This window comes from Anoxynatronum sibiricum, assembly GCF_039414295.1.
Classification (GTDB): domain Bacteria; phylum Bacillota; class Clostridia; order Peptostreptococcales; family Tindalliaceae; genus Anoxynatronum; species Anoxynatronum sibiricum.
In genome coordinates, this window is record NZ_JBCITM010000006.1 from 32,197 (window position 1) to 57,349 (window position 25,153).

18 protein-coding genes are annotated in these 25,153 nt (G+C 54.1%); 1 reads left to right on the forward strand and 17 read right to left on the reverse strand.

Annotation, left to right across the window (positions count from 1 at the left end):
* Positions 1-164 precede the first annotated feature (164 nt).
* The 11 genes from AAIG11_RS07295 to AAIG11_RS07345 all read right to left on the reverse strand — a co-directional run bounded on the left by AAIG11_RS07295 (position 165) and on the right by AAIG11_RS07345 (position 15,146).
* The gene (locus AAIG11_RS07295) at positions 165-1,157 is read right to left on the reverse strand and encodes a DUF4013 domain-containing protein (RefSeq protein WP_343185583.1); all 993 of its coding nucleotides are present in this window, start codon (positions 1,155-1,157) and stop codon (positions 165-167) included.
* A gap of 61 nt (positions 1,158-1,218) precedes the next feature.
* The gene (locus tag AAIG11_RS07300) at positions 1,219-3,135 is read right to left on the reverse strand and encodes an Ig-like domain-containing protein (protein ID WP_343185584.1); all 1,917 of its coding nucleotides are present in this window, start codon (positions 3,133-3,135) and stop codon (positions 1,219-1,221) included.
* An 88-nt stretch (positions 3,136-3,223) separates the two neighbouring features.
* The gene (locus AAIG11_RS07305) at positions 3,224-4,645 is read right to left on the reverse strand and encodes a hypothetical protein (protein ID WP_343185585.1); all 1,422 of its coding nucleotides are present in this window, start codon (positions 4,643-4,645) and stop codon (positions 3,224-3,226) included.
* Positions 4,646-4,838: 193 nt separating this feature from the next.
* A complete protein-coding gene (locus AAIG11_RS07310) occupies positions 4,839-6,650 on the reverse strand; it encodes a protein kinase domain-containing protein (protein ID WP_343185586.1) in 1,812 nt (603 codons plus the stop codon).
* A gap of 11 nt (positions 6,651-6,661) precedes the next feature.
* Positions 6,662-8,332 carry an Ig-like domain-containing protein gene (locus AAIG11_RS07315; RefSeq protein WP_343185587.1) on the reverse strand — a complete coding sequence of 557 codons (1,671 nt, stop codon included), beginning with the start codon at positions 8,330-8,332 and terminating at the stop codon, positions 6,662-6,664.
* Positions 8,333-8,356: 24 nt separating this feature from the next.
* Complete coding sequence (locus tag AAIG11_RS07320; RefSeq protein WP_343185588.1) at positions 8,357-10,411, reverse strand: protein kinase domain-containing protein; 2,055 nt, start codon at positions 10,409-10,411, stop codon at positions 8,357-8,359.
* A gap of 148 nt (positions 10,412-10,559) precedes the next feature.
* Positions 10,560-11,132 (reverse strand): FHA domain-containing protein, encoded by a 573-nt coding sequence (locus AAIG11_RS07325; protein WP_343185589.1) that lies wholly within the window; start codon positions 11,130-11,132, stop codon positions 10,560-10,562.
* A 58-nt stretch (positions 11,133-11,190) separates the two neighbouring features.
* Positions 11,191-11,931 (reverse strand): PP2C family protein-serine/threonine phosphatase, encoded by a 741-nt coding sequence (locus AAIG11_RS07330; RefSeq protein ID WP_343185590.1) that lies wholly within the window; start codon positions 11,929-11,931, stop codon positions 11,191-11,193.
* Positions 11,932-12,033: 102 nt separating this feature from the next.
* Complete coding sequence (locus AAIG11_RS07335; RefSeq protein WP_343185591.1) at positions 12,034-13,545, reverse strand: trypsin-like peptidase domain-containing protein; 1,512 nt, start codon at positions 13,543-13,545, stop codon at positions 12,034-12,036.
* 26 nt (positions 13,546-13,571) lie between these two features.
* Positions 13,572-14,348, reverse strand: a complete 777-nt coding sequence (locus AAIG11_RS07340; protein WP_343185592.1) for a PP2C family protein-serine/threonine phosphatase — start codon at positions 14,346-14,348, stop codon at positions 13,572-13,574.
* A 57-nt stretch (positions 14,349-14,405) separates the two neighbouring features.
* Complete coding sequence (locus tag AAIG11_RS07345) at positions 14,406-15,146, reverse strand: sortase (RefSeq protein WP_343185593.1); 741 nt, start codon at positions 15,144-15,146, stop codon at positions 14,406-14,408.
* Positions 15,147-15,438: 292 nt separating this feature from the next.
* Between AAIG11_RS07345 and AAIG11_RS07350 the strand changes: the two genes are divergently transcribed.
* A complete protein-coding gene (locus AAIG11_RS07350) occupies positions 15,439-16,656 on the forward strand; it encodes a serine/threonine protein kinase (protein WP_343185594.1) in 1,218 nt (405 codons plus the stop codon).
* 94 nt (positions 16,657-16,750) lie between these two features.
* Here AAIG11_RS07350 and AAIG11_RS07355 read toward each other — a convergent pair whose 3' ends face one another.
* The 6 genes from AAIG11_RS07355 to AAIG11_RS07380 all read right to left on the reverse strand — a co-directional run bounded on the left by AAIG11_RS07355 (position 16,751) and on the right by AAIG11_RS07380 (position 24,888).
* Entirely contained in the window at positions 16,751-17,323 is a 573-nt protein-coding gene (locus tag AAIG11_RS07355; protein WP_343185595.1) for a LemA family protein, read from the reverse strand.
* 54 nt (positions 17,324-17,377) lie between these two features.
* Positions 17,378-18,748 (reverse strand): hypothetical protein, encoded by a 1,371-nt coding sequence (locus AAIG11_RS07360; RefSeq protein WP_343185596.1) that lies wholly within the window; start codon positions 18,746-18,748, stop codon positions 17,378-17,380.
* Between the two features lie 205 nt (positions 18,749-18,953).
* Positions 18,954-19,418 carry a hypothetical protein gene (locus AAIG11_RS07365; RefSeq protein ID WP_343185597.1) on the reverse strand — a complete coding sequence of 155 codons (465 nt, stop codon included), beginning with the start codon at positions 19,416-19,418 and terminating at the stop codon, positions 18,954-18,956.
* 192 nt (positions 19,419-19,610) lie between these two features.
* Positions 19,611-21,920 carry a hydratase gene (locus AAIG11_RS07370; protein WP_343185598.1) on the reverse strand — a complete coding sequence of 770 codons (2,310 nt, stop codon included), beginning with the start codon at positions 21,918-21,920 and terminating at the stop codon, positions 19,611-19,613.
* Positions 21,921-22,246: 326 nt separating this feature from the next.
* Complete coding sequence (locus AAIG11_RS07375) at positions 22,247-23,617, reverse strand: sensor domain-containing diguanylate cyclase (RefSeq protein ID WP_343185599.1); 1,371 nt, start codon at positions 23,615-23,617, stop codon at positions 22,247-22,249.
* Between the two features lie 152 nt (positions 23,618-23,769).
* The gene (locus AAIG11_RS07380; protein WP_343185600.1) at positions 23,770-24,888 is read right to left on the reverse strand and encodes an aminomethyl transferase family protein; all 1,119 of its coding nucleotides are present in this window, start codon (positions 24,886-24,888) and stop codon (positions 23,770-23,772) included.
* Positions 24,889-25,153: the final 265 nt, after the last annotated feature.

Consider the following 25,153-nt stretch of genomic DNA (forward strand, 5'->3'; position numbering starts at 1 on the left):
GCCCCGCTTTCCGTCAGTTCGCATTGCTTCATGACTCATCTACTCCATCATTCTTCTGCTTCCATTATGATTCTCTTTTATCGTTTATCTTCTTTAATGACTATACTTTCATGAATCATATCCTTTTTTCCTTATCCTAAATGGATTCCCGACAGCTCCCAGTGTCAGGCATTTTTTGCCTGCATGTTTCTGTAAACCGCCCCATAAAGCAGGGCCGCCACCATGTGCACATAAAAGAGAAGGATGATTCCCAGGGGATACCCCACATAGGGAATGGCCACCAGCAGCATGTTCAGGGGTAACAGACAGAACACCAGCAGAAACACCAGCAGGTAGGATGTTCCGGCCCGGCCAATGTTTCTCAGAATTTCCGGGAGCCTGAAGGCGGCCTTCATGGTTCCGGTATGCACACAGCCGGCCACGGCCATGGGCATGAGAAAAGATGCCAGCAGATAGGCCAGCCCTGTGGTGATGAGCATGGTGTAGAGAAGCCCTGCGGAAATATCTTTTCTGTAGGTGGCGGCAAAAAAGAAAATGGCCACGGCTGACGGCATCAGGTAATAGACGATTCGAATCAACAGCAGTTGTAAGCCTTTCAAAAACAGGCTGCCCCAGTCTTCCCATCTGGGCAGTGCCCATTGATGGGCCATGCCCTGGTGATACAGCCGGTAGCGATAGCCCAGGGTAAACACTTCGATAACGGGAATGCTGGTGAGCAGGCTTCCCAGCAGCCATCTGGGCCATCCCTTCATTTTCAGGGGGGCCAGCAGTGCCGCTGTCAGGGAAGGGGTCTGGGCCGACGATGGTGGCAGTGATGACACCGCACCTGTGGCACCTGCCAACACCCCAACCGTCTCCATTTGCTGGTTCATCAGACGGGTGCCGTCAAAGAAAAAGTTGCCCCCTTTGAACTGAATCCACTGGGGTGGGTTGAGGCGCACCGTTCCCTTTACGGGAACACCATCCACATAGGTGCCGTGGGTGCTGTTGAGATCAGTCAGATAAAGGTCCGCGCCGCGCCGTTGGATAACGGCATGTTTGCGGGACATATCCGGGTGCTGAATCACCACCTGATTATGGGCTGGGTCACGTCCAATGGATAAGCTGGCACTCACCGCTTCGCTCATTGAAAAGTGATGGTCTGTTTCTGGCGACATGATGGCTTCCCCCCTTTATGAATACCTCAGGGATTTCGATTTCTCAGGAAATGGTGATTCTTCAGGGATTTTTACGCAGATCAACGGTGGGGTCATAGGGTGGCGGCTCACTGTAAAACATGCCGATGAAGCGGTCCAGCCAGTCGTCTCCGAAGGCGAAGCCCATGGCATGATCTGCCGCCTGGGCAGCCCGGGTTTTTTTCTTGTAGCCGATGGCTGCCACCACCAGTTCTTTAATCAGCGAGGCCCAACTGTCGCCGCCAGCCTGGATGAGGGCAATGTTCAGCAGTGTTCCCACGCCCGAGGGGTCGTAGTCTTTAATCTTCCAGAGCAGTGAATCTTTCAGAATGGGGGGCAGGCGTGTCAGTCGCCGGTTGAGCATGAACTCCCGCAGTTCTTTTTCGCTGCTGATCTTTTCCAGATTCTCCCACAGGGTGAGGTAGTCATCGGTGGCCACGTTGATGGTGATCTCCGCAGGCATCCCATTGGCTGTTACGGCCCGAATGACTGATTGATCTGTATCTGCCACCGCCTGTGCCGTCACCAGGATACGGGGATAAAACCGCCCGGTATTGGTACGCCTTCCCGCTGTCTGTTGCAGGCAGGCTACTGCTGCTCTTCTGGAGGTGTCAATATACAGGTCTGCCTCCTGGGGAGTGCCCAGAGAAACCGCTCCCGGATTGCTGCTGGTCCAGGTCACGTTTTTGTCCAGGGTCTCGTTGGGAAAAATGATGGCATCCAGCCACACAGATTCTCCCGGTTTCAGAAAGAAACCGGCTTTTTGGTAGTTTTGGTTGGGGGCTGTCAGATACGTGGTGCCGGCACCCACCTGAAGCTCAATGCGCTCTGCCCTTGGCATCACAGCCACCTGGAGTACCGCCAGGTCAACGTCCCGGTTATCCCTGTCCACAAAAGCGGTGATCTGTACGTCTGCAGGGTTCATTCCTGCTGTGATTCTCGCGGTTCCAGAAGCCGAGGTGCTTTCACTGCTCACATAGGCAACGCCTCTGTCACGGGTGCGCCACAGCAGTTTTTCAGTGGCATTGTCAGGCACGACTGTATAGGAGACATTGAGAGACTGGCCTGCTGAAATGCACACGGCACTGCGGTGAAAAACAACGGATTCAATGGGAATATTGCCTACGGTGACTTGAATGGCATCTTTGACGCCAAAGGCCTGCTCCAGGGAAGCACTCACGCTGGCAGTACCCACTCCTGTGGCGGTGACCCGGCCATTTTGATCCACCTGGACCACCTGCTGATTGGATGATTCCCAAAAAACAGTGGGAAAGGCCACTCCCGGGGCTTCCACCAGGGCATTAAGTTGTCCACTGTCACCTACAGACTCCAGCTGAAGCTCTCTTGGCTGAATGGTAATGCTGAAATCATCGGGCTCGGGTTGCTGTGGCGGCTCGGGCTCGGGTTGCTGTGGTGGCTCGGGTTCGGGTTGCTGTGGCGGCTCGGGCTCGGGTTGCTGTGGCGGCTCGGGTTCGGGTTGCTGTGGCGGCGGGGTTGCCGCTTCTCCCTCCACCACAATGGTGTAGGTGTCCACTGAACCCGGGTAATAGGCCTTGATCTGAGCCTGCCCTGGCGCGTGGGCACGGATTTCCACTGCATTGAACCCATCACCGATGTACACGCTGCCCGTTGCCACATCTGAGTTGGAAGATTCAATGGATCGAATGGGATCGGCACTGACGCCTCTTCGGGTCACTTCTCCGGGTTTCATGGTGATTTGAATATTGGCATGCACAAAAAGATCCATCATGGATACACACATGGTGAGGATCATGACGGTGAAGGTGAATAGAATCATCCCACTAATGGGTTTTCGAAAGAGTCTCATGGCACTTCCCTTCCTTTCGCTGCCATCACCCTCCATGGGTTGGGCTAAAACATCTCCCGAAGGGTTCAGGCCAAAGCAACGATGATGAAGCCAGGGGCATCTGGTAAAGAGTTGTCCTGATGTCAGCTGCATTGGCCGGGTCCCTGGCTTTCATCTGCCTGATTGGCAGTCTTCAGCCTCCTCCCGGGAGGAGGCTGAAGACAAGGAATTCTTAATGGTGTTACTTTCTTTTGCGGGAGAGTGTCAGGTAACCACCGGCGGCCATGAGGGAAACCGCTGCCATCATTCCCAATGGAAGGGCGCTGCCGCCATCAGTTCGCGGCAATGCCACGGGAGCTGTTGGAGCCGGAGCAGGTGCTGGAGCTGGCTCAGGAGCCGGCGCAGGGGCTGGTACGGGTACCGGTGCCGGTGCTGGCGCCACGGCTGCCACTGGCTGGGCAAAGAGGCCAAAGAGGCTGAAATCAACAACAGTGGCCCATACTTGTCCGTTCCTCATTTCTGAAGGAAGCAGATCCCAGACGCCGGTGATTTCATTGAATCGGTACAACGCCAGGGTGTCGGCATCCACACCTTCGGGTACTGCCGGCAGGTCCACTTTGATGGTGGCCTGAACGCCTTCAAGGCCTTCGGAACGTTCGATTTTCATGAAAACTCCCAAGGCTTCCAGTTCTTCAGGCAGGGCTTTGTCTGTGGCAGTCATTTTATCAAGACTGACGGTTCCTTCGCCGCCGCCGGGGAGAAGCAGTTCAATGGCTACACCTGCTTCAGGGAAACTGACGGTGCCGGGTACGTTGGGAGCCAGTTCAATGGCTCGCTGGTTGGCTGCCAGGGCAGGGACTGCCATGGGTGCTGTTGAACGTGCGTAGGTGAAGGTGAATTCACTGGTACCTCGTTTTGACCATACGTCGATGCGCTGCCCATCGGCACTCATGGTAATGGTCCCTTCATCACTTGCGGAGGTGCGCACGGGAACTCCATCCTCCCGAGTCACCCACAGGTCACGGACCGACCATTCGTTATCACCCACCAGTTGAATCTGGCTGAACTTCACGTTGCCAAGACTGGCCACGCCGGCTGCACTGGCATCCATCCATTCATTGGATTCAGTGCCAAAGCTGGCCAGTACCCCTGTTGACCCTGAAATTTCAATGCCAACGCCATCGCCTTCCCGAGCCCAGTAGCCGTCAAGGGAATGTGTGGCTGCCGGCACCATTACCGGAGCTGCTGCAACGAAATCAAAATAGCCCACTGCCAGAGGATCGTCATAACCCAAATCCTTGTCCACATGGATGGCCAGCTTGTATTCGCCGGAGACCCACCCGGTGGTGTCGATGGAGAGGGAGCCCTGCACCTGGAACTGACCACCCACATAGGTGACGGTCTGGCGGTACTCTTCCACCAGTTCGTAGGGTTCCATGGTGTAGTAGCGGTAGGTGACGGTTCCTGTTGTACCGTCGGGGGTGTTGTCCTGCACCCGGAAGGTGCCGCTGAAGTTGGTGCCCTGATTAATGCTGAAGTTGATCATTTCCAGATCATAGTCATGGAAGTTGGCAGCAAAAGCCATCATCCCCGTTGTCATGGCAAGCACCAAACAGAAAATCAGCGAAAGCATGGAAATGCGCAATCCGGTTCTTTTTTTCAAATGGTATTCCTCCTTTAAATGATCATCTACATGTTATCTGTACCTGGTAACGTTACCTCTCTGAGCCCCAAGATGCCTGATAATGCCCTTAAAGATTCATATGATTGCCTGAAGGGTTCACCTCCTTCACAAAATCAATAATCCCATCAATCAGCCAGATTTTCCCGGCTGATACTGTTGCTGAAGGCTGATATCATTCCTGAAATTCGTTGTTCACCCAGTTTCCCTCCAGGGTATTGCCGTCGGCGTAGGTCAGCCGGCCTTCACCATGTTGAAAACCATCCCGCCAGGCACCCACATACTGGTCACCGTTGGCCCAGGTGTAGGTGCCCTGGCCGTCCCGGAGGTCGTTTTTCCAGCTGCCGCTGTATTCGGCGCCGTTGGGCCAGGTTTCGGTTCCCATACCATTACGCCGGTTATTGGCCCATTCGCCCACATACCGAACGCCGTTGGCAGAGAGGTAATCACCATAGCCTTCCCGGTTGCCTTTGACCCAGCTGCCTGAGTAGACATCACCGTCGGGTCCTGTGAGTGCGCCCTCCCCGTGGGGAAGGCCGTCTTCCCAGAAACCAGTATATACTTCGCCATCGGGACCCTCCCAGGTGCCTTGGCCATGGGGCTGTTGATTCACGTGCTCGCCGGTATAACTGCCGTCCCGGTATTCAAAGGTGCCGGTTTCCACCACCCCTGGCGGTGTTTCGGTATTGGCTGCGGCTTCACTGTTACCACCGGATGTTCCCTCTGCTGCCTGCTGCCCTTCCTGTTCTCCCTGGCCTTCCTGCACGGCTGCGGAGGGTGGTGCTGCCGGGGCTTCACCCACAGCGGGTTTGTCGCCGCCACCTGTGAAGAGCGCCAGAGCTGCCACCAGGATCACCACCCCGGCACCGACGGCCATAAAGATCATTTTGGGGCTGGTTGCCGGTTTGGCAGGCGCTGTTGAAGCTGGTTTGAAAGCCGGGGCGGCTCCCGCCGTTTCACCGGCAACGGACTGGGAAGGCACTGCCGAAGGTCTGGACATGCCCGTCACCGGGTCTGCTTCCAGGTGGCCCAGCAGTTCCTGCTGAAAATCTTCCACTGTCTGGTATCGGTTGGGTGCCCGCACGGCCATGGCTTTGAGAATGGCGGCTTCCTGCTGGAGAGTGATGTCAACCCCCAGCTGAGAGGGCGGTACCAGGGTGTCTTCTTCCAGACGGTCCAGTGATTCCGGCGGCATCTGGCCGCAGATGATGCGATAGATCATGGCCCCCACTGCGTAGAGATCTGTCCAGGGACCCTGTTTTCCCTGGCTGCGGTACTGTTCTTCAGGGGTGTAGCCTGGTTTCAGCACCACGGAAAGACTGCGGCCCTTCTCACCGATGGCTTGTCTGGCGGCCCCAAAGTCGATGAGGATCACCTGGCCCTTGGTGGTGATGAACACGTTGTCGGGGCTGATATCCCGGTGGAGAATTCCCACCTGATGGACTTCTTTCAGGGCATCCAGCACCGGCAGTATGATCTGAAGGGTGCGGTCCACCGGGAGTCTGTTATTCTGACTTTTTACATATTCTTTCAGGGTCATGCCTTCGATATAGCTCATGGCAATGTAGGCGGTTCCGTTGGCCTGAAAGAAGTCCCGCACTGAAACGATGTTGGGATGCCCTTCAAATTGGGCCAGTGTCTGGGCTTCCAGCAAAAATTTCTCCAGCCCATATTGGTACTGGTCTTCCAGGCTGCTGGTATACACCGTGACTTCGCTGGCTCCCACTGCTCTGCTGGCCAGGTCTTGGGGCATGTATTCTTTGATGGCCAGTTTCAGTTTCAGGTTCACGTCCCAGCCAAGGTAGGTGACGCCAAATCCTCCCTGTCCCAACGCCTTTCCGATCAGATATTTTCCCTGAAGCATGGCCCCGGGAGATAAGTGCATGTGAGACTCTGCCGGCGTGCCGTGTACCCATCCGCAGACAGGGCAGGCCTCGCCCTCCTGCCGGGGAGTCATGCACCCCAAACATACCTGTTGTGCTGTCATGCCTTCACCCCCTATGCCTCTCCAGGATCAGCGTGATCCTGGTCATCATCCTGATCATATCGAATTTCAAAAAGTTCGCCGGGCACTGCCAGGTAAAATTGCTGACCGTCTTTCACCAAAAACGGCTCATCATAGGGCAGCCGCCGGTGGTTCTCCAGCAGGTAGGTGCCTGTGGAGGACAGATCGCGCAGGGAACAGGTGCCTGTTTCGCCGTCATGCTCGATGACCACATGTTTACGGCTGATCATTTCAAAGCTGGCGGGATACACCAGATGGGCGAAAAGAGGATCCCGTCCAATCACCAGCACATCTTCCGCAAGTTCCAGGGTGTGGCCCTGAAACTCTCCCGACAGACCTGTCACCAGCACCCGTTTGCCACTGTTGGTGATGACTGGTGGCGGTTCCACCCTTCTGGTCAGGTTCGCCGGCGGTTCTTCCTTCATTTCAGGTGGTTGTTTCCCGCTGGCTGCCATAACAGGTGAAGCTCCCTGATTGCTGGGTCTTTTCTCTGAAAGACTCACGACGCCTGATTTTTCCTTTTTCTTTTTCAGAAAGATCAGCAGGACTGCCACACCCACCACGGCCACGGCAGCTGCCAGCCCTGTTACCAGCAACAGATTTCCCTTTGCCGGTGCCACCGCTTGCACTTCGCTGTCATCTTCGGGTATCTGGGCTTCGGGGGAAGCCCCGCCTTCTCCCGGATCATCAGTGTCTCCTGGCTCACCTGTTCCCCCTGGGGCAGATTCTCCTGTCTCTGTGGTTCCGGGTGCTGCTCCTGCGGAAGGGGCTTCAGCATTGTCTGAAACGGTGATCTGCAAATGATCAAAAATCTGCTGATCTTCTGCAGAGCGCACCACCACCCGGGCGGTACCTTCTCCCACTGCAGTGATCAGCCCTTCTTCATCCACCGTGACCACCTGCACATCTCCCGATTCGTACAACAGGCCACGGCTGGTGGTATCCAGCGGATTGAAAATGACGGGCACCCGGGTGGTTTCTCCCGGGGGAAGTGTCAGCTCTTTCATTTCAAGAGCAATGCTCTCCAAGGGAACTATGACGGTTATTTCAGTTACCGCCTGCTTATTGCCGTTTTCTGTTGTCACCGTGAGGGTGGTGCTGCCCGCTGCCACTGCCCGAAGCTGTACAGTGGGATGGCTGCCGTAGCTGCCGGGGGAACCGGCGGCAAATTCCAACACCTGCTCATCGCCGATGGTCCAGCGAACCCGTTTGTTGCTGGCATCTCCCGGCTGTACGGTTGCGGTGACTTCCACCTCTTGCCCCCGAAGAAGGGTGAGAGATGTCTCAGATACAACCACTCCGGAAACGGGCACCCTCACCGTCACCTGGCAGGTGGCTCCCATGGAGCCGTCGGGCAGGCTCGCCGTCACCACTGCTGTTCCCTGAGCCACGCCTTCCACCCGGGCACGGCTTCCTCCCGCCTCCGGCGATACCCTCACCACGTTGGTGTTGCTGCTGGTCCACTGGAGGGACTGTGTATCTGCCCCATCAGGTGTCACCTTTGCTTCCACCACTGTGGTGCCGCCCCGGTTGAGTGTCAGGCTGGTTTGATTCAGTTGGATTCCCGTGGGGGTGATGGCTGCCGCCTGGGTCACTGCCCCCATGAACAGCAGTCCCATGAGCAACACGGGGAGCAACAATGTGCGCACACTTCTCTGGAACAAGGATCTCCACTCCTTTTGGGTCAGTTATTCGCTGCCCATATATATGTTATGCTCCCATCTTCCCCGTTGAACAGAACCGTCGGGGTGGCGCATGACGCCACTGCCGTGCTTCATGCCGTTTTCCCACTGCCCTTCGTAGGTGCGCTGACCGCTGGTGGACAATTGTCCAAAAGCCCCGGAGGAATCGCTCCGGTTCTGGGTCCAGGTGCCTTCACCATGAGGTGTGCCTTCCAGAAGCTCACCTGTGTATTCGCCGCCGTCATAAGGAATGGTGCCCGTCTCCAGTTGGAGAAGTACCTGGGAACCGGGTTCCTGAGTGGTACCCTGATGCCGGCCGGTACCGCCGCCTCTCAGAACGAAGAAGATACCCGCAGCCAACAGCACCATTGCCACCACTGCTGTTATTCCCATCAACCATCCCCGGCTGGATGACTGCCCTGCGCTGAAATCGCTCCCAGGACTGCCAGCAACACCCGGGTTGCCGACAGCTCCTGAATTGCCAGCCCCAGCTGAACTGCCGGCGGAGAATGACTGCTGCCAAAAGGCCTCGGCACTTTGAAGAGCGGGTTCATGGCTGTTGTCACGGGAAAATGCCGCCGAGTTTTCTGCCCTAGGGTTCGGGTGCCAGAGGGTGCGAATGATTTCACCCCGTTCTGACAGCAGGTAGGTGCCGTCAAAGTACACACTGGCCTGACTGAACTGAAGGTAACTGCCGGGATTGATCACCACGGGCTGTGTTACCCTGACCCCATTCAGGTAGGTGCCATGGGTACTTTCCAGATCAATCAGTGTCCACTGCAAGTTTTCACATACCAGTCGGGCATGGTACCGGGAGACGGTGTCATCCCGAATGACGATGTCGTTGTCCATGGCTCTGCCCACCGTCAGCACCGTTGCCACTGATTCCTGCCCATGAGGCTGTGCCATCACAGGGCGGTTTGCCAATACATCCACCGACTCACTGCCGGTGGGCTGGCGATGGTGCCGCAGGGCCGACACGTCCCATGGGTTGGGATCTGCCTTGGTCCCCTGAGGTTGCGGAGGATGTTGGGACTGTTGGGACTGGTGGGACTGGTGGGACTGGTGGGACTGGTGGGAGTATGTTGCCGACTGAACCGGGGCTGCTGCCCGGGAGGCCCCCTGAAACAGGGCGTTTTGAAAATCGGTGACAGACTGATACCGGTCTTCAGGCCGGGGAGCCAAACCGGTTTCAATGGCCAGGCGTCTTGGTTCCGGCATTTGAGTCAAAACCCAGTCGGGCCATCGAAAGGTATCTGCTTCCATTCGTTCCAGGGCATCGGGGGGCATGGTGCCGGTGATGGCCTGGAAAAAGGTGGCCGCCACAGCATACACATCTGTCCAGGGACCCTGGTTTCCTTTTTGCCGATACTGCTCCGGCGGGGCATACCCGGGTTTTAGGATAATGGAGTATTGCCGGTTCTGCTGGTTCATGGCATGACGGGCTGCTCCAAAATCCAGAATCATTACCCGGCCCTGTCGGCTGATATAAATGTTGTCAGGGCTGATGTCCCGGTGAAGCATGCCGGTTTCATGCACGGTGCTGAGGGCATCCATCACCGGCATCATGATCTGAAGTGCTTCGTCGAAGGCAAGGACTGACTGGCGGCTTTTCAGGTAGTCACTGAGGGCCACCCCTTCGATGTAGGGCATCACCAGATAGGCGGTCTGGTGACCCTCGAAAAAATCCTGCACGGAGACAATGTTGGGATGCCCTTCAAACTTGGCCAGGGTTCTGCCTTCTTCAAGGAATTTTTCCATGCCATACTGGTACTGTTCCAGATGCTGCTGGTGGTAAAGGGCGACAGAACAGCCATCCTGGTCACGGGTGACCAGTTCCCGGGGAAAATACTCCTTGATGGCCAAGACTCTTTCCAGATAAAGGTCACGGGCAATATAGGTGATGCCGAAGCCTCCCTGTCCCAGGGCTCTGCCCAGCAGGTATTTGCCATGGAGCAGGGTTTCCGGCGGCAGATGCAGGGCAGAGGCAGCCGGGCTGCCTGCCAGCCAGCCACAGATGGCGCAATGAGGTTCATCTCCCCTTGGTGCCATGCATCCCATGCAATAGGCGGTGTTTTCCATCTTTCATCACCCTTGTCTCTCCCAGTCTGGATCTGTCAACAGCTGTTTGTTTAAGTCAGTCTGTGTCTGTCACAGCCTTGATCCGTCAGTACCTATCCCTTTCTGCTGACCATTCTGTCTTTGAAGCCTATGGCTCTTCTGTTTCTGATGAGGCTTTCTTCTTCCAGGTAAAGGCTTCTCCACAGAAGGGCAGGAACATCAGCCTGGTTTCCCCCAGTTCGATCACATCATAGGGATTCAGCACTGCCGGCATCACCAGTTCTTCATCGTTGAGGTACACCAGCCCTCTGCCGTCTCCGGGATACAGGCGAAACTTATGATCTTTGGGATTGTAGCTGACAATGGTGTGATTTTCCCTGGAGATGGTTTCATCGCCTTCGATACAAATATCCATGGTATTGCTGCGCCCCACAAAGTTTTTCTCTGCCACGATGCGGTAATCTCTGCCCCGGTCTGCTCCTTCGATACAGACAAACCAGCCCACCACCGGGTCGATGCCCATTTTTTTGTGGAAAACGCCCATGGTGCGGCCTTCCTGGGCCGGGGCTCCCTTCCCTCCTGCTGCCGGGGGAGGTGTTGGCCGCTTGGCCATGGTTTTCTGAATGTCGATATCCAGGCTCTGCACCCCGCAGTAGGGGCACCCGCTATGTTTTGAGGCATCATAGTAGTGGCCGTTGTTGCATCTTGTCAACTGATTCATGCTGTAACCCCCTCTTGTGATTATTCCTTTGCCGGTCACTGTTCATGCTGTCGCATCTTTATCGCATCCATACAGCCAAGACCGAATAATTATCATGGTCTGGCGGTGCCTGTTCCAACAAGCGGGTTTCCATGGTGTTCAGCCATGCCTCCGGCGACGGGGCTGCTGCCAAAAGCGCTGTCATTTCAGCCTCTGTCACCAGTTCCCAGAACCCGTCGGAACAGAGGAGAAAGGCATCTTCACCGCCGGGACTGATGGAACTCCGGTCGGTATGCCATCGCAACCCCTCACCCCCGTCAAGCACGGCTGTCAGGCGGTTTCGGTCTTCATGGTGACGAATGGCTTCTTCGGATATTTCCCCAATGTCTGCCAGTTTCTGGGGCAGGCTGTCGTCTTTTGTTCTTGACAGCAGCACCCCTTCCCGGAAATGGTAGAGACGCGAGTCTCCCACATGGCCCCACACTGCCTGATCACCGTCACAGGCCCACAGCACCAGGGTGGTTTTCATCCGGGCCAGTGAAGGGTCTTCCTGCTGCTGTTGCTGCAGCGCGTCATTGGCCCGACGGGCGCAGGTTTCCAACAGGTTTCCCTGAAGGTGGCCGATCCCTTCCCCATGCTGCCAAAAGGTGCTTCGGGCTGTTTCAACGGCGATGGCTGAAGCAATGCGGCCACCCCGATGGCCGCCCAGGCCGTCTGCCAGGGCGGCAAAGGCTCTTCCAGCTTGTTGATCAAAACACAGGGCATCTTCATTGTATTTTCGTCCTCCCGGTTTTGTAAGGGAGGCTGCCAGGATTTTCATGGGCGCTCACCTGTTCTTTCACTGGTTCTGAAAAGCCGTCTTATCAGCTTTAAAAAGCCTGTTTTTCAAGTTCCATAAGTTTTGCTGATGGGTTTGAAGCTCTCAACCTGTCACTGTCAGTTCAAAGACTTCTTTGGGGTCTGCCAGATAGAAACGGTCTCCCGGCTTCAGGTAATAGGGCTTTCCTGAATCCAGCTGTTCACTGGAGGAAAGGAAGGTGCCGTTGGAGGATGAATCTTCCAGCACAAACTGACGGGTTTTATCGTCAAACCGAATGGTCACGTGTTTTCGGCTGATTTCTTCGAAGGATTGAGGATACACCAGGTGGGCCATTCGAGGATCACGCCCGATGGTGAGCTGGCCGTTGACAAATTCCACCGACTGGCCGGCAAAATGACCGGAGATTCCTTTGATGCCGGGGCCTGGGGTGACAGCAGCGCCGGTTTTGGCTTTTGTCATGGGAGCTGTCTGAGGATCAAGAGCCGCCGGTTTTGCCCGGGTGACACCTGGATCCACATTTTGGGAGTTGGGAATCTGCGGCGGCGGCATATGGGGCTGAAACTGAGGTTGACCCGATTGCCCGTACTGGAAGGATGCCTGGGCAGGGGCTTCTTTTTTCTTGCCTTTCATCACCATCACCACCACGCCAATCACCACCAACAGTGCCACTGCACCCCCAATGATGAGCAGCATGGATCCGCCGGATTCTGGCTCTGGTTGTGGCGGCGGTGGTGCAGGGGTCGGTGTGGGTGCCGGCTCGGGGGTGGTGGCTGGTTCCGGTGTAGTGGTGGCGGGTGCAGGCGCAGCGCCTTCGCCGGTTGCCTTTGGCTGGCGAATGCCCCGGCGGTCCAGCACCTCTGTCAGGTAGTCAATCTGCATGGAGCCATTCACGTTTTGTGCTTCCATGAAGGTAAAGGTATTAATCCCCACCACTTCTCCCAGTTCATTCACCAGGGGGCCGCCGGAGTTTCCCGGGTTAATGGGGGCATCGATCTGATAGGCACCAATCCCGTTCCAGGTGGTGGACTTGCTGATGATTCCCTTGGTCATCACCACATCTGAATAATAGGAGGAGCGAAAATCTTCCACGTTTTGATCCGGGAAACCCAGCGCCCAGACATCATCACCTACGTCTACCTGGTCACGGCTTGCCAGCACCAGGGGTTCATACCCATAGAGAAGATGATTGGGGTCAATGCGCAACAGAGCCATGTCGGCATTGGGCAGTGAATGAAACACGGTGGCCGGCACCAGGTCATCAGCTGAGATCCAGACACGGACGGAGATGTTCCGCACTTCCCGGCCGAAAGCATCCATCCACACGTCACCCAGCTGCATGTTGATGTAGTCTTTGTCTACCACATGAAAATTGGTGGCAATGTATTCAAAAGGTTCGCCGTCTCCCACCACGAAACCGGAGCCATGGCCAAGATATCCGGCATAGGGATCGTTAAAATCCCGCTGCACATCTGCATCCCAGACAGTGACCCGTACCACACTTTTTCGGGCCTCTGAAGGGGAACTGGCATAGACCGGCGTGATGACACATGTCATCAGCAGTACCAGTATTGCCAACACCGCCACCATTCGCATCATTTGCTGTTTATTCTTCATCCCATCCACTCCTTTGGTTTTTTGTCTTATGTGGTGCATTCGACGATAATCACTGTCACATTGTCCTGGTGCCGTTTTTGCTTTGCCAGCACCTGCTGGATCATTTCCGTTGCCGGATCATGATGGTGACTGCTGAGAAGCGCCTCCATTTCTTCCCGGGTCAGAACTCCCGACAAGCCGTCGGAACATAAGATCACCTGGTCACCCGGCTCCAACTGCATTGGTTTCTGGCTGCGGTCAATTTCAGGTATTTCCGGCAGTCCCAGATAGCTGGTGAGATGATCCCGCTCAGGATGAACCCGTGCTTCTTCCGCTGTCATTTCTCCATTCTTTACCTGCATTTTTAACTGGTTGGCATAGACGTGCTCTGTATTAAGCTGCTGCAATCGCCCCTCTCTGAAATGAAAAATGTGACTGTCACCGACAGAAATCCAATGGAGCCTGTCTGTTTCAATGAGTATTGCCACCAGAGTGGTGCCCAGCTCCACCTCACGGCCGTCGATAAATGCTTTGTCAAACACGCTGACATTGGCTATGCGTAACGTTCGTTGCAGAAATGCTTCAGCCGGTTCTTCCAGAGACCGTTCACGGTGCTCCCGGAGAAATCTGTCGATGGCTGCGTGGCTGGCCCTGCTGCCGTGGGATAACCCTCCCATGCCGTCGGCAATCACCGCCAGATAACCCTTTTGTTTGATCAGTTCAGCGTCATCCAGACTGGTGACCCCCAGGGCGTCTTCCTGATACTCCCGGGTTCCCTGGTGCTGCGCCTGAAAAACAGCCAGTGATTTTTCTGCTGCATTCATAGATTCATCAGCGCTCCTTTATTGATTAGCTGCCCATCAGTACCTGGTTGCTGTGTTTCAATATCTGGTTGCCATAACCCGCGTCTCTTGCTGCGACTTTGTCACTTCCTGTGCCTCCGTTGATTCAACGGCCTGCCATTCTTTCAGATAAGCCCTTACAATCAGCCGGTGAGTCGCCGGACTGTTTTTCGGCTCACAGGTTTGAAGGGTGAGGGCCGGCACTTCTGTGAAACTAATAACACTCCAGTCGTAGGGATCCACTATGCTGACCCAGGCAACCTCGTAAACCAGCACATGACTGCCGGTTTTCAGATAGATGGGATCACCTGCTGCCAGTTTGTCCAAGTCTCTAAAGTAGGCATACTGCCCTCTGCGATGGGCGGCAAAGGCCGCATTGCCCTGGCGTGTTCCCGGCAGGGCGCTCATTTGAAAATGAACGGGGGCAATACGCAGATCTGCATCGCTGAAGACATCGCCGCTGATGACTTCCATTTCAAAGTCAAGGGCAGGAATGGTCATCGTGGTCGGCACAAAGGTTTCTGGTTCATAGTGATCATCAGTGGCTGTCTCACTGTCTCTCTGCTGATCAATAGTGCTGGGTGAAGGCTTCAATGCCAGTTCGTTCTGCTGAACTCGACGAGCAGCATCCAGCCACTCTTCTGAGTTCACGACAGCGGCAGGAGGGGTGGGGCGGGAGAAAATAAAAAAGAGAACGATTCCCATGAGCAAGAGAACGATTCCCGCCCATCTTCGTACCACCATGGACATGATGATCACTTCCTCTGAAAAAGGTTCCATTCGTCGCTGACATACTCCTGAGGTGCATGTCATATCGTGCCTGTTGATGCGTCTTAACCAAACACATATCCTTTCGGAATATTGTAACAATATTATAGCACATTTAGGTCATTGGCCTCAATTATGTGCAAACGTTTGCACTCATTTGTCATGTTTTTTCAGCCATATCGTCACCTTTTGTCATTGTCTTCCGAATCCCTATTATTTGTCATCTCTGATTCTCTATTTTGGATGATTTTCATATGATAAAATAGAAAATGACAGTTGACGAAATTGGAGGGAGGTTGTTGCCTTGGTTGACTCAAATCATACCCACCTTGCACCCGGCACAATTTTGCAGGGAAAATACCAGATCGAAAATACCCTGGGCCAGGGAGGGTTTGGTATTACTTATCTGGCAAGAGATCTGAACCTGGAAATCAATCTGGCCATCAAGGAGTATATGCCTCAGGATCTGGCCACACGGCTGCCGGGGAATACCGAAGTAAGCATCCACTCAGGAAATCTGCGGGCCCACTATGATGATGGTCTGACAAAGTTTTTGCAGGAAGCCCGTACCCTGGCACGTTTTGAATCCCACCCCAACATCGTTTCTGTACGGGACTATTTCGAGGCCAACGAAACAGCCTACTTTGTCATGAACTACATTGAGGGGATCACACTGAAAGAATATATTCGGAATAGCGGAGGCAGCATCAGTGTTCCCCAGGCACTGTCGGTTTTCATGCCTGTGCTGGATGCCCTTCGGGAGGTGCATGCCTATGACGTGCTCCACCGGGACATCAGCCCGGACAATATCTTCATGACAGCAAAGGGACAAATCATTCTCATTGACTTTGGCGCCGCCCGCCAGTCTGTTTCCAATAAAGGACACAGCATGTCCATCATCCTCAAGCCCGGTTACACACCTGAAGAGCAGTATCGCTCAAGAGGACTTCAGGGCCCCTGGACAGATCTTTACGCCCTTGGTGCCACTTTTTACCGGGCCATTACAGGTCAAATGCCGGTTGAGTCGCTGGACCGGCTGGCACAGGATGATTTGATCCCTCCTTCTGCCCTGGGTGTGAAGATAGATACGCCTCTTGAGGCCGCCCTTCTTCGTGCCATGGCCGTCAAGGCTGAAGACCGGTTTCAGACAGCCGCCGATTTTCAGGCTGCGCTGCTGGGCGTTGCGACCGCTGCTGCACCAAACAGTTCATCCCCATCTTCTGACGTGGGATCCGTTATGGCTCCCAGCGCTCTGTCTAATGGGGCAACTCTTTCTTCTGACAGTGAATCGGCAGATCCTGTACCAGCACCACAGCCAACACCGCCTGGGATTCCTCCAGTCACCGGGACATTCGCCGGCCAACAAACCGCCAGCCTGGGAGCTGCTGCACCATCCGCTGCTGCCCCGCCCACATCTGTTTCAGGCTCTGTCGGTCAGGCTCCTGTGCCAAAGGGAAAAGTGGCCCTCATTGGAATGGTGATTGTGGGCTTGCTGCTGGCAGCACTTTATTTGGCCCGATAGAGCCATAATCGCAGCATGGCAACGAATCATCTCTCCACCAAAAAGCCCCTTGCCTTGAACCATTTTTCGGTTCAGCGCAAGGGGCTTTTTCAAACTAAAACCGCACCTGAACAGCCTGTCTTTCGGATGTTTCCAGTACTTCGAAGTATGGTATCGCCTGGAATCCCATGATTCCCGCCAACAACACACCGGGGAATGCTTCGATTTTGGTGTTGAACTTCATGGTGGTATCGTTGTAAAACTGACGGCTGTAGGCAATTTTGTTCTCTGTTTCCGCCAGATCACGCTGCAATTGGGAGAAGTTTTCACTGGCTTTCAGTTCCGGGTAGGCCTCTGCCACTGCAAACAGTGATTTCAATGCACCCGAGAGAGCGTTTTCCGCTTGCTGGCGGTCTTCCACCGACTGGGCCTGCAGGGCCTCTGCCCGGGCCCGGGTGACCAGCTCAAAGGTTTCTTTCTCATGGGCAGCGTATCCTTTGACGGTTTCCACCAGATTGGGGATTAAATCTGACCGCCGCTTCAGCTGCACATCGATCTGCGCCCAGGCGTTTCGTGCCAGGTTGCGCAGCTTGATGGTACTGTTGTAGAAGACCACCAGCCCCATCCCCGATAAAATAATGACCACTATCAGTACTGCCAGTAACGTGCTCCACATCGCATTGATCACTCCTTTTTTTGTGTTGAGGCGGCTGCCTATGTTTCGCTTACATGTTGTGTCTGGTTACAGCAGAAAACTGCCGCTGATCACCACTCCCAAAACCGCCAGCATCACCAGAAGGGGAACCACCATGGGCCCCTTTCGCCATGCTTTGGACGCAGGCAGATAAGAGAGCGTTCTATCTCTTGCCGGCTGGGGTTCTTTTGGAATTCCCGCCGCTTTCAGGTAATTCACCAATCCACTGCCACCCACCAGCATCTCCTGATACCACTGATCTGTGATCCAGAAGTCCATCACTGCACCACTCCTGAGATTCAGGCGAACTCCCTGGGCCACTGTGCCTGCTCCCGTCACCAGCTGGCTGGCCATGATAAACTTCATGGAACCTTTTGAGATCAAAAATCCCAGCCAAGTCATTCGCCGCATCCATCGGGGTGATTCTTTGACCACGGGTTGAAAGGACTCAATGTCACTGAAAGATACCACCACACGCCCGCGATAAGACTCCATGACAAGGCTGTCGTGAGCCACCACCATTTCAAAGCTGGCGGTCCAGGCATTGATGTACATGATCCAGAGGGACAGGCCTGCCATGCCCCAAAAAATCACCGTGAGAGGCAGCGCAATGGTGACGGCCTGAAGGGATCCACAGCTGATGAGAAAAGGCATGGTATAAAAAACCAGAAACAGCATCACCATGGCCACATCTGCCAGCCGTGTTTTAAATCCGGGGTAAGCCATGGCCCCTTGATGGCGACGGGTACGGGGCAGCCCCCAATAGAACAACAAACCTGCCAGCATCACCCCATAACCGTAGGCGCGGGCGGTGCGAATCATTCCTGCCGGTGGAAGGTCAAATGCCGATCCGCCGCCAAGACTGAAAGATGATAACGGGGCAGGCAGTGGGGTTAGTTTTGCGTACAGGGGTTCTTGCCCCTGGTTTTCTAAGGCCAGGTACAGGGGCGCCGTGTGACTGGCTGCCTGATTGAACCAACCGGCCACTGGCGCTTCCTCCGGGCGAAAATAGGCCCGGGGTGTGTAGCCGCTTTTCATGGTTTCTTTTTGGACCCGATGTTTCCATTCCTTTGGCACCATCTGGCCTGCTAATAAACGCATGTTTTGTGTAAAATCAGGCCATGCGGTTGTTTGAAGGGTCAACAGGTTTTCTCCTGCAACAGCTTGCACATAGGCTTCCAGGGGAAGGGCTGCCAGCCGGCGCTGCTCTTCTGTCACGAAAGGCCGCTCTATTTCCCGGCGCTGCTGGCGCTCCATGTCCACCGGCTCCACCCGCACCAGGGGTGCCGGCGAGGCATAGGCAAAAAGCCAGAAGCCTATCGCCAGACCAAAAAGAAGCAAGAGACGACGCCAAAGCTCAAAGGCGCCTTTGAGCTCTTTAGCGCCTGAATCATTCATTCGATTTAGAATGGCTCTCACCTCCTGAATCAGATGGCTTTGCTATAGCATACTTGCTTCTTAAACAGTTGTCAATTAGTGTCACGGAAGAAATTGCCACCTCGACACATTCCCTTGAAGCAGAAAAACGGCCGGTAAAACCTGCGTGGTTTCGACCGACCGGTATGACTTTTTCCATCTTCAATAAGAGGTTTTGTTGCAAAACAACCATTCTTTTCCTGAAATATCACACTTCCTCAAAAACAGGTGCGTCATTGCGCATCAGAAAAATGAAGACAGGCCCCATGAAGGGAATGATGATGCTGAGAAGCAAGTACAGCACCGCCTGATCGGGCCGGTGAAGCTTGTACAGCTTGTGGAGGGCAAAGAGACTGACCACTGCCGCTGCAATGGAAATGACTGTCCCGATGAGGGGAATCATTCCCAGAACAGCACTGGCAATGGCAATTCCCGGGAGCACCAGCTCCACCTGGGGAACTTCATAACCGCCAATGTTCAGTGTGCGAATCACCTTGCCCAGAATGTAGAGTTGCGCCACGGGAATCCAGGCAACCCACGGATTTTCAATGTTTCTCTTTTGAGCCATGGTGTACAGCCCCAGTGCTGCCAACACATAGGAAGCTATGGCGATGAGAAAAAAGAACAAAAAGAACGTCCCAAAAAGTGCCGCAATGCCGTATTCCATACGCATATGAAAACCTCCTTCGTCTCGCTTAAAGACTTCTGTTTTACCCGACAACTCAAAGGGCGTTTTTCACCGCACCAGCTTAAGCCATCAGGCGTATCCGCTTATATAAGGCTATTACCCAGATAAGTTTTCAGCAAACGAATGCGGCACATGATTTGTGATGACATGGTGATCATGCTGTTGATACTGATCTTTTTATTTTTGAAGCCGATCCCGATAATAGTTCATGAGGCAGCCAGCCCTGATAATCTGCCGTTCCTCTTCATTCAGGGGAGGCAGTTTCAGTTGAAGGGATGAAACCGGTTGTTCTCCTGCCTGCCCCAGCACATACGCTTTCACCGTATCCCTTTTTTCTGTCAGCGCCTGATCGATCTCCGGGATCAGCAGGTACTGCCCCACCTGAAAGTCCAGTTCTTCAGGATAAAGGAAGGGCAGCATTCCCCAGTTGATGACATTGGAGCGGTATCGACGGGTGGCGTATTCATTGGCGATGTTGGCCCAGCCACCGAGAATTCGCTGACAGCTGGCCGCCTGTTCACGGGCAGAGCCGTCTCCCGGTTTTCGGGCTGCGACGAGGCTGCCAATACCCACCTCCTCCAGTTGAACTTCAGGGATCAGCACCTTAATCTCCCGCCCCAATGCTGCCAGCGCTTCATTTTTCAGCAACGGATTTTTTCCCTGTTGGCGCTCCGTTTCCAGCAACAGCGTCTGGCGGGCTCTTGCCACATAGCCCGGATCTCGTCTTGAAAGGGTGTATTCTGCCAGCAGCAGGGGGTTTGAGCGGTAGGATGAGGCTTCTCCCGAAGGAATCAGTTCATCGGTGGTGGTCACCGGGTCAAGGATGACTGAAGCCACCTGCAAGAGCAGGTGCCGGGTGAGGGGCGAAATCTCGGGCCATTCGGTGATGTTGGGGCCCATCACAAGCGACTCATTGGCTTGCGGTTTATCAAAACCGGCATAAACCCGCTTGGTGTAAATCTCTTGATGGAAGGTGTACGGCGGCAGCTCTCCAACTGTTTCCATCTCTGTCGCTGCCGTCAGGGCACCGCCGTTGGCAGCTGTTGCTGCGATGGAACGGGCGTCCATCAGTGCCACCGACGCCATTTGCCCGCTGCCGGGTTTGGAGCCTTCCCGATTGGGGAAGTTGCGGGTGGTGTGGCGAATGCTGAAACCGTTGTTGGCCGGCACATCTCCCGCCCCAAAGCAGGGGCCGCAAATGGCTGTGCGCAGGGTGGCCCCTGCTTCCATCAGGGCTGCCAAAGACCCATTTTCCATAAGAGCCAGATTCACCGGCTGACTGGCGGGATAAACGCTGAGTGAAAAGTTGCCGGCTCCAATGGATTTTCCCGAAAGAATTTCTGCCGCAGCACACAGGTTGCCGTAAGTGCCTCCGGCACAGCCTGCAATCACGCCCTGATCCACATAAAGCCGGCCATCTCTGACTTTGGATTTCAATGAAAAGGTGGTATCCGGCTGATCTTTCCCCTGACGGGCTTTCATTTCCACTTCATGCAGCACCTCATCCAGGTTTTTCTGCACTTCCCGAATGGTATAGGTGTTGGCAGGGTGAAATGGCATGGCGATCATTGGTTCGACGGCTGACAGGTCCAGGTGTATCAGGGCGTCATAGTAAGCCACTGGCCCAGGTTGGAGACATCGATAGTCTTCTGGGCGCCCATGAATCCCATAGTATTCCCGCACTTTTTCGTCTGTTCGCCAGATGGAACTGAGACAGGTGGTTTCGGTGGTCATCACATCGACGCCGTTGCGAAACTCAATATCAAGAGAGTCAATGCCGTCACCAATGAATTCCAGCACCCGGTTATTGGCCAGCCCCGTGTGAAACACCTTGCCAATGAGGGCCAGGGCCACATCCTGCGGTCCAACTCCGGGTCGGGGTGTTCCTGTCAGATAAACTGCCACCACTTCAGGATAATTCAGGTTGTAGGTTTCCCCCAGCAGCTGGCGCACCAGTTCCGGCCCGCCTTCTCCAACGCCCATGGCTCCCAGGGATCCGTAGCGGGTATGACTGTCTGATCCCAGAATCATGCGGCCGCAACCCACCATCATTTCACGCATGTACTGGTGAATGACCGCCAGATGAGCCGGCACATAGATGCCGCCATATTTTCGGGCAGCACTCAGCCCGTAGAGGTGATCGTCTTCGTTGATGGTGCCCCCAACGGCACACAGGCTGTTGTGACAGTTGGTCAGCACATAGGGCAGCTGAAACCGTTCCAGACCGCTGGCTTTCAGGGTTTGAATGATACCCACATAGGTAATGTCATGGGACGCCACGGCATCAAATCGCAGTTTCAAATTTTCCATGTCTTCCGAGACGTTGTGGGCCGCCAGCATTGCGTAAGTGATGGTTTCTTGTCTGGCCCGCTCTCTTTCAGGCTGTCCCCCCGTCAGTTTTTCCAGCAGCTGCTGTGATGCGGGTTCGTCGGCGATGATGGATGTTTCATCAACGACATACACTCCGTTTTCCCAGATTTTCAACATGCCACTTCCTCCTTTAAGCTGTTCTTTGTGCCACACGTCTTTGTGAATTTGACAGTCCAATTATTGTATCATTCATTTTTCGGATAATCGCATTTATCAAGCCGCCGCTTTCATTCTCATCACCAAGAGCTTATTAGCCTCTTTTGTTGATATGAATTATAACTTTTTTTTCATTTTTGATCAAGTTTTTTTGATGTCGATCTGCAATTATTGAATGATTAATTTGTAAAATTGCATTTTGCTTTTTTATTGTTTCCATAAAAAAGAACCCTTGTTACCCAGGGTTCTTCGGTTGCATGTGGTTAATTCATCAAGACATCCAGCTATCACAAAGGCGCCCGAATGATTGCCGAAGATGATGACAGTGCCTCAAAATAGGTGATTCTGTTGCGTCCGTCAGCCTTTGACTTTCGCATCGCTGCTTCTGCATTGGCCATCAGCTCACCGGCACTGCTGCCGTCGCCGGGAAATTCTGCCACTCCAAAGGAGGCCGTCACCGTGACCGTTTCTCCCCGCTCACCGGAAATCGCTCGATTGGCCAGCTGGTTTTTCAGGTTCTCCAAGGGGATGACAATGGTGTCAGCGTCCACCTCTGAAAAGAAAATCACAAACTGATCGCTTGCCAGTCGAAAAAGCATCTCTCCCTTGGCATCCATGTGCACATGTTCCCGGATGAAACTGGCCACTTCTTTCAGCACCAAATCGCCAAAAGCCTGACCATGGGCATCATTCAGCTGCCCCAGCCGATCAATGCCAACCATGGCGATAACGAAGGATTTACCTGCAAGGTGGTACTCTGCCGTTTTCTGGTTCAGAATGTGGTTCAGATAAGTTTCATCAAAGGCACCCGTCAATGCATCTGTCATGGTGAGCCGCACCACCTGTTCATGGTTCAGGGCGCTTTTAAGGATCAGCCGCAGATTCGCCACAATAAGCCTGAAATAACCTGTATTCACCGTTTTATTCAGATGTTTGTCAGATTTGTTTTCGATGAGCAGGGCACCCGCGAGGTCTTTTCGTTCCCAAATCAGGCAGAAATAACTGTCGCTTATGCCCCGTTTGACAGAATGAAGGCATTTGGCGATGGACTCTCCCTCTTTGTAAACCGAGGCCCTCCCGGTGTGTCTCGCCTCTTCAAACCGGGCCCGGGCAACGGCTTCCAACCCCTCATAATCATCACCGGAGGCAGTGGTGGCCTTGACTGTCAGCTGGTGATCCTGATTTGTCAAAAAGAGGGTGCAGGCATCAAAGGCGTAATGCCGGGAAAGGAGATGGACGATTTGATCTGCCGCTTCCCGGCTGGTTTCCAGATCGATGGTTCTTTTGATCATTTCTCTCAATAGTTTGCTGCTGGCCTGGGTCATGTCCATTTCCAGGTTTTTCTGGCGATACTTTTTGATGGACTGCTGCAGGGTTTGATCATTCAGCAGAAAAAGAGCCAGAGTTCCCAAAAGTGCACCCAAATGAATGAGATTCATGGGGACATCAATACGAGACAGTATGAAGATCTGAGCAGCCAGGCTGACCAAGCCAATGACCAGGGTGACGTGGAGCGCCTGCTTATCGGCCGTTGCCAGCATCAGGCTCAGAATAATGAACGACACGGGAATGTGACTGTAGGGCAGCATCAAATGGGCAAATGGCGTCACCACGAAGACGAACGCCAGTAAATAGGGGGCTTTTCGAACACTTTCCATCTATGGGGGACTCCTTTTCATCCGACGAGGCGGGCTCTCGATGCGTTAAGTACCGAATGAATCTTATCACAGAAACCGCTGTGATACAAAGGTTTTGTGAGAGAAAAAAACGCGAGAGCCAATGGCGAATGGATGAAAGAAAGAGTTTCTCTTCAGCCCCTTGCCCGCCGTCGCTGAGGATCATAAATGGATACCGGTGCTGTGACCACACTGACGCGGTCATCACCTATTTCAACTTCCAGCTCAGTGCCGTCTGCCGCCACCTGGCTGTTCACAATGGCAAGGGAGATGACGCCAAATCGGGGGGATTTGACGGGAGATGTGATGATTCCCACCTGCTTATCTCCCTGATAAACACGGCTCTGATGTTCTGGCACCTGGTCACCTTCGATGACCAGTGTCTTCAGTCGCCTGGGCGGATTTTTCCCATAAGCTGCCAGGGCTTCAGTTCCCACGCCGTCAGGATGAAGCTTGATAAACCTGTCAAGAGAAAGATCCCAGGGAGAAACGGTGCCCAGGTCAAAATCCAGGTAGATCAGCAGCAGGCCTGCTTCCACCCGGGCAATATCAACCGCCATCACACCGTAGGGAACGCCGCCAGCCGCCACCAGTGTCTCCCATAGATGCAGGGCATCTTTGGTTTCCACCCATACCTCATACCCTTTCTCACCGGAATAACCGGTTCTGGAAACCCAACCCCGGCAGCCGGCAATGATGGTGGGTTCCGGCCAGAAGTGAAAGAATTTCAGTTGAGACAGGTCACCCGCCACCAGCGGTGCCAGAGTTTTCTCGGATTCCGGACCTTGTACGCCGATCATGCAATAATCATCGGTACGGTCGATGACACGGGCATCAAGGCCCTCTGCATAGGATTTGATCTGGTGGATGGCCCGGGGAGCGTTCACCATGATCATAAACCGTTCTTCGGCAAACCGGTAGACATTACCTTCATCCATGAGCATCCCCTGGTGGTTCACAAAAGCGCCATACCGCACATCTCCCGGCTTCATTCCGGCCACTGTGTTGGTGAAGGTGCGCTGAATGAAATCGGCGGCCGCCGGTCCCACAACTTCATAGGTAAAAATGGCGAAAAGATCCAGAAGACCAGCACCTGTGCGAATGGCTTCGTACTCCACCAGTGGGTCACCACCCTGGTGCACCGTCCAGGGATAACCGTCATCCCACAGCATTTCTGCTCCATGTGCCATGTGCCAGTCGTGCAGGGGCGATACTTTACCTTCAACTTTGTCAGCCACCATTTTTTCCCACATATTCTCATCTCCTCTTCAGTTAAGTGCTCGACCCTTTGTACCTTCGACACATCCATCCAAATCCCTGCCTGAAAAATGATTTATTTCAGTCAATTTCATTTTTCATCATTCTTATGAAAATCTCCTGTTGACAAATTGAAAGGAACGACATATATTAGTAAATAGACCGACGGTCGGTCTATTGATGGTTATGCGTTTATTTTATCTGACACCCTCAGGAAAGTGATGTCGACTTCTTACAGAAGGTGCTCTTTCTTTTCATCGC

Coding starts and splice junctions, on each gene's coding strand:
- AAIG11_RS07310 (WP_343185586.1), bottom strand. CDS start 6,650: ATGACAGCACAACAGGTATGTTTGGGGTGCATGACTCCCCGGCAGGAG.
- AAIG11_RS07370 (WP_343185598.1), bottom strand. CDS start 21,920: ATGTTGAAAATCTGGGAAAACGGAGTGTATGTCGTTGATGAAACATCC.
- AAIG11_RS07380 (WP_343185600.1), bottom strand. CDS start 24,888: ATGTGGGAAAAAATGGTGGCTGACAAAGTTGAAGGTAAAGTATCGCCC.
- AAIG11_RS07375 (WP_343185599.1), bottom strand. CDS start 23,617: ATGGAAAGTGTTCGAAAAGCCCCCTATTTACTGGCGTTCGTCTTCGTG.
- AAIG11_RS07345 (WP_343185593.1), bottom strand. CDS start 15,146: ATGGAACCTTTTTCAGAGGAAGTGATCATCATGTCCATGGTGGTACGA.
- AAIG11_RS07340 (WP_343185592.1), bottom strand. CDS start 14,348: ATGAATGCAGCAGAAAAATCACTGGCTGTTTTTCAGGCGCAGCACCAG.
- AAIG11_RS07295 (WP_343185583.1), bottom strand. CDS start 1,157: ATGTCGCCAGAAACAGACCATCACTTTTCAATGAGCGAAGCGGTGAGT.
- AAIG11_RS07320 (WP_343185588.1), bottom strand. CDS start 10,411: ATGGGATGCATGGCACCAAGGGGAGATGAACCTCATTGCGCCATCTGT.
- AAIG11_RS07335 (WP_343185591.1), bottom strand. CDS start 13,545: ATGAAGAATAAACAGCAAATGATGCGAATGGTGGCGGTGTTGGCAATA.
- AAIG11_RS07300 (WP_343185584.1), bottom strand. CDS start 3,135: ATGCAGCTGACATCAGGACAACTCTTTACCAGATGCCCCTGGCTTCAT.
- AAIG11_RS07330 (WP_343185590.1), bottom strand. CDS start 11,931: ATGAAAATCCTGGCAGCCTCCCTTACAAAACCGGGAGGACGAAAATAC.
- AAIG11_RS07365 (WP_343185597.1), bottom strand. CDS start 19,418: ATGCGTATGGAATACGGCATTGCGGCACTTTTTGGGACGTTCTTTTTG.
- AAIG11_RS07325 (WP_343185589.1), bottom strand. CDS start 11,132: ATGAATCAGTTGACAAGATGCAACAACGGCCACTACTATGATGCCTCA.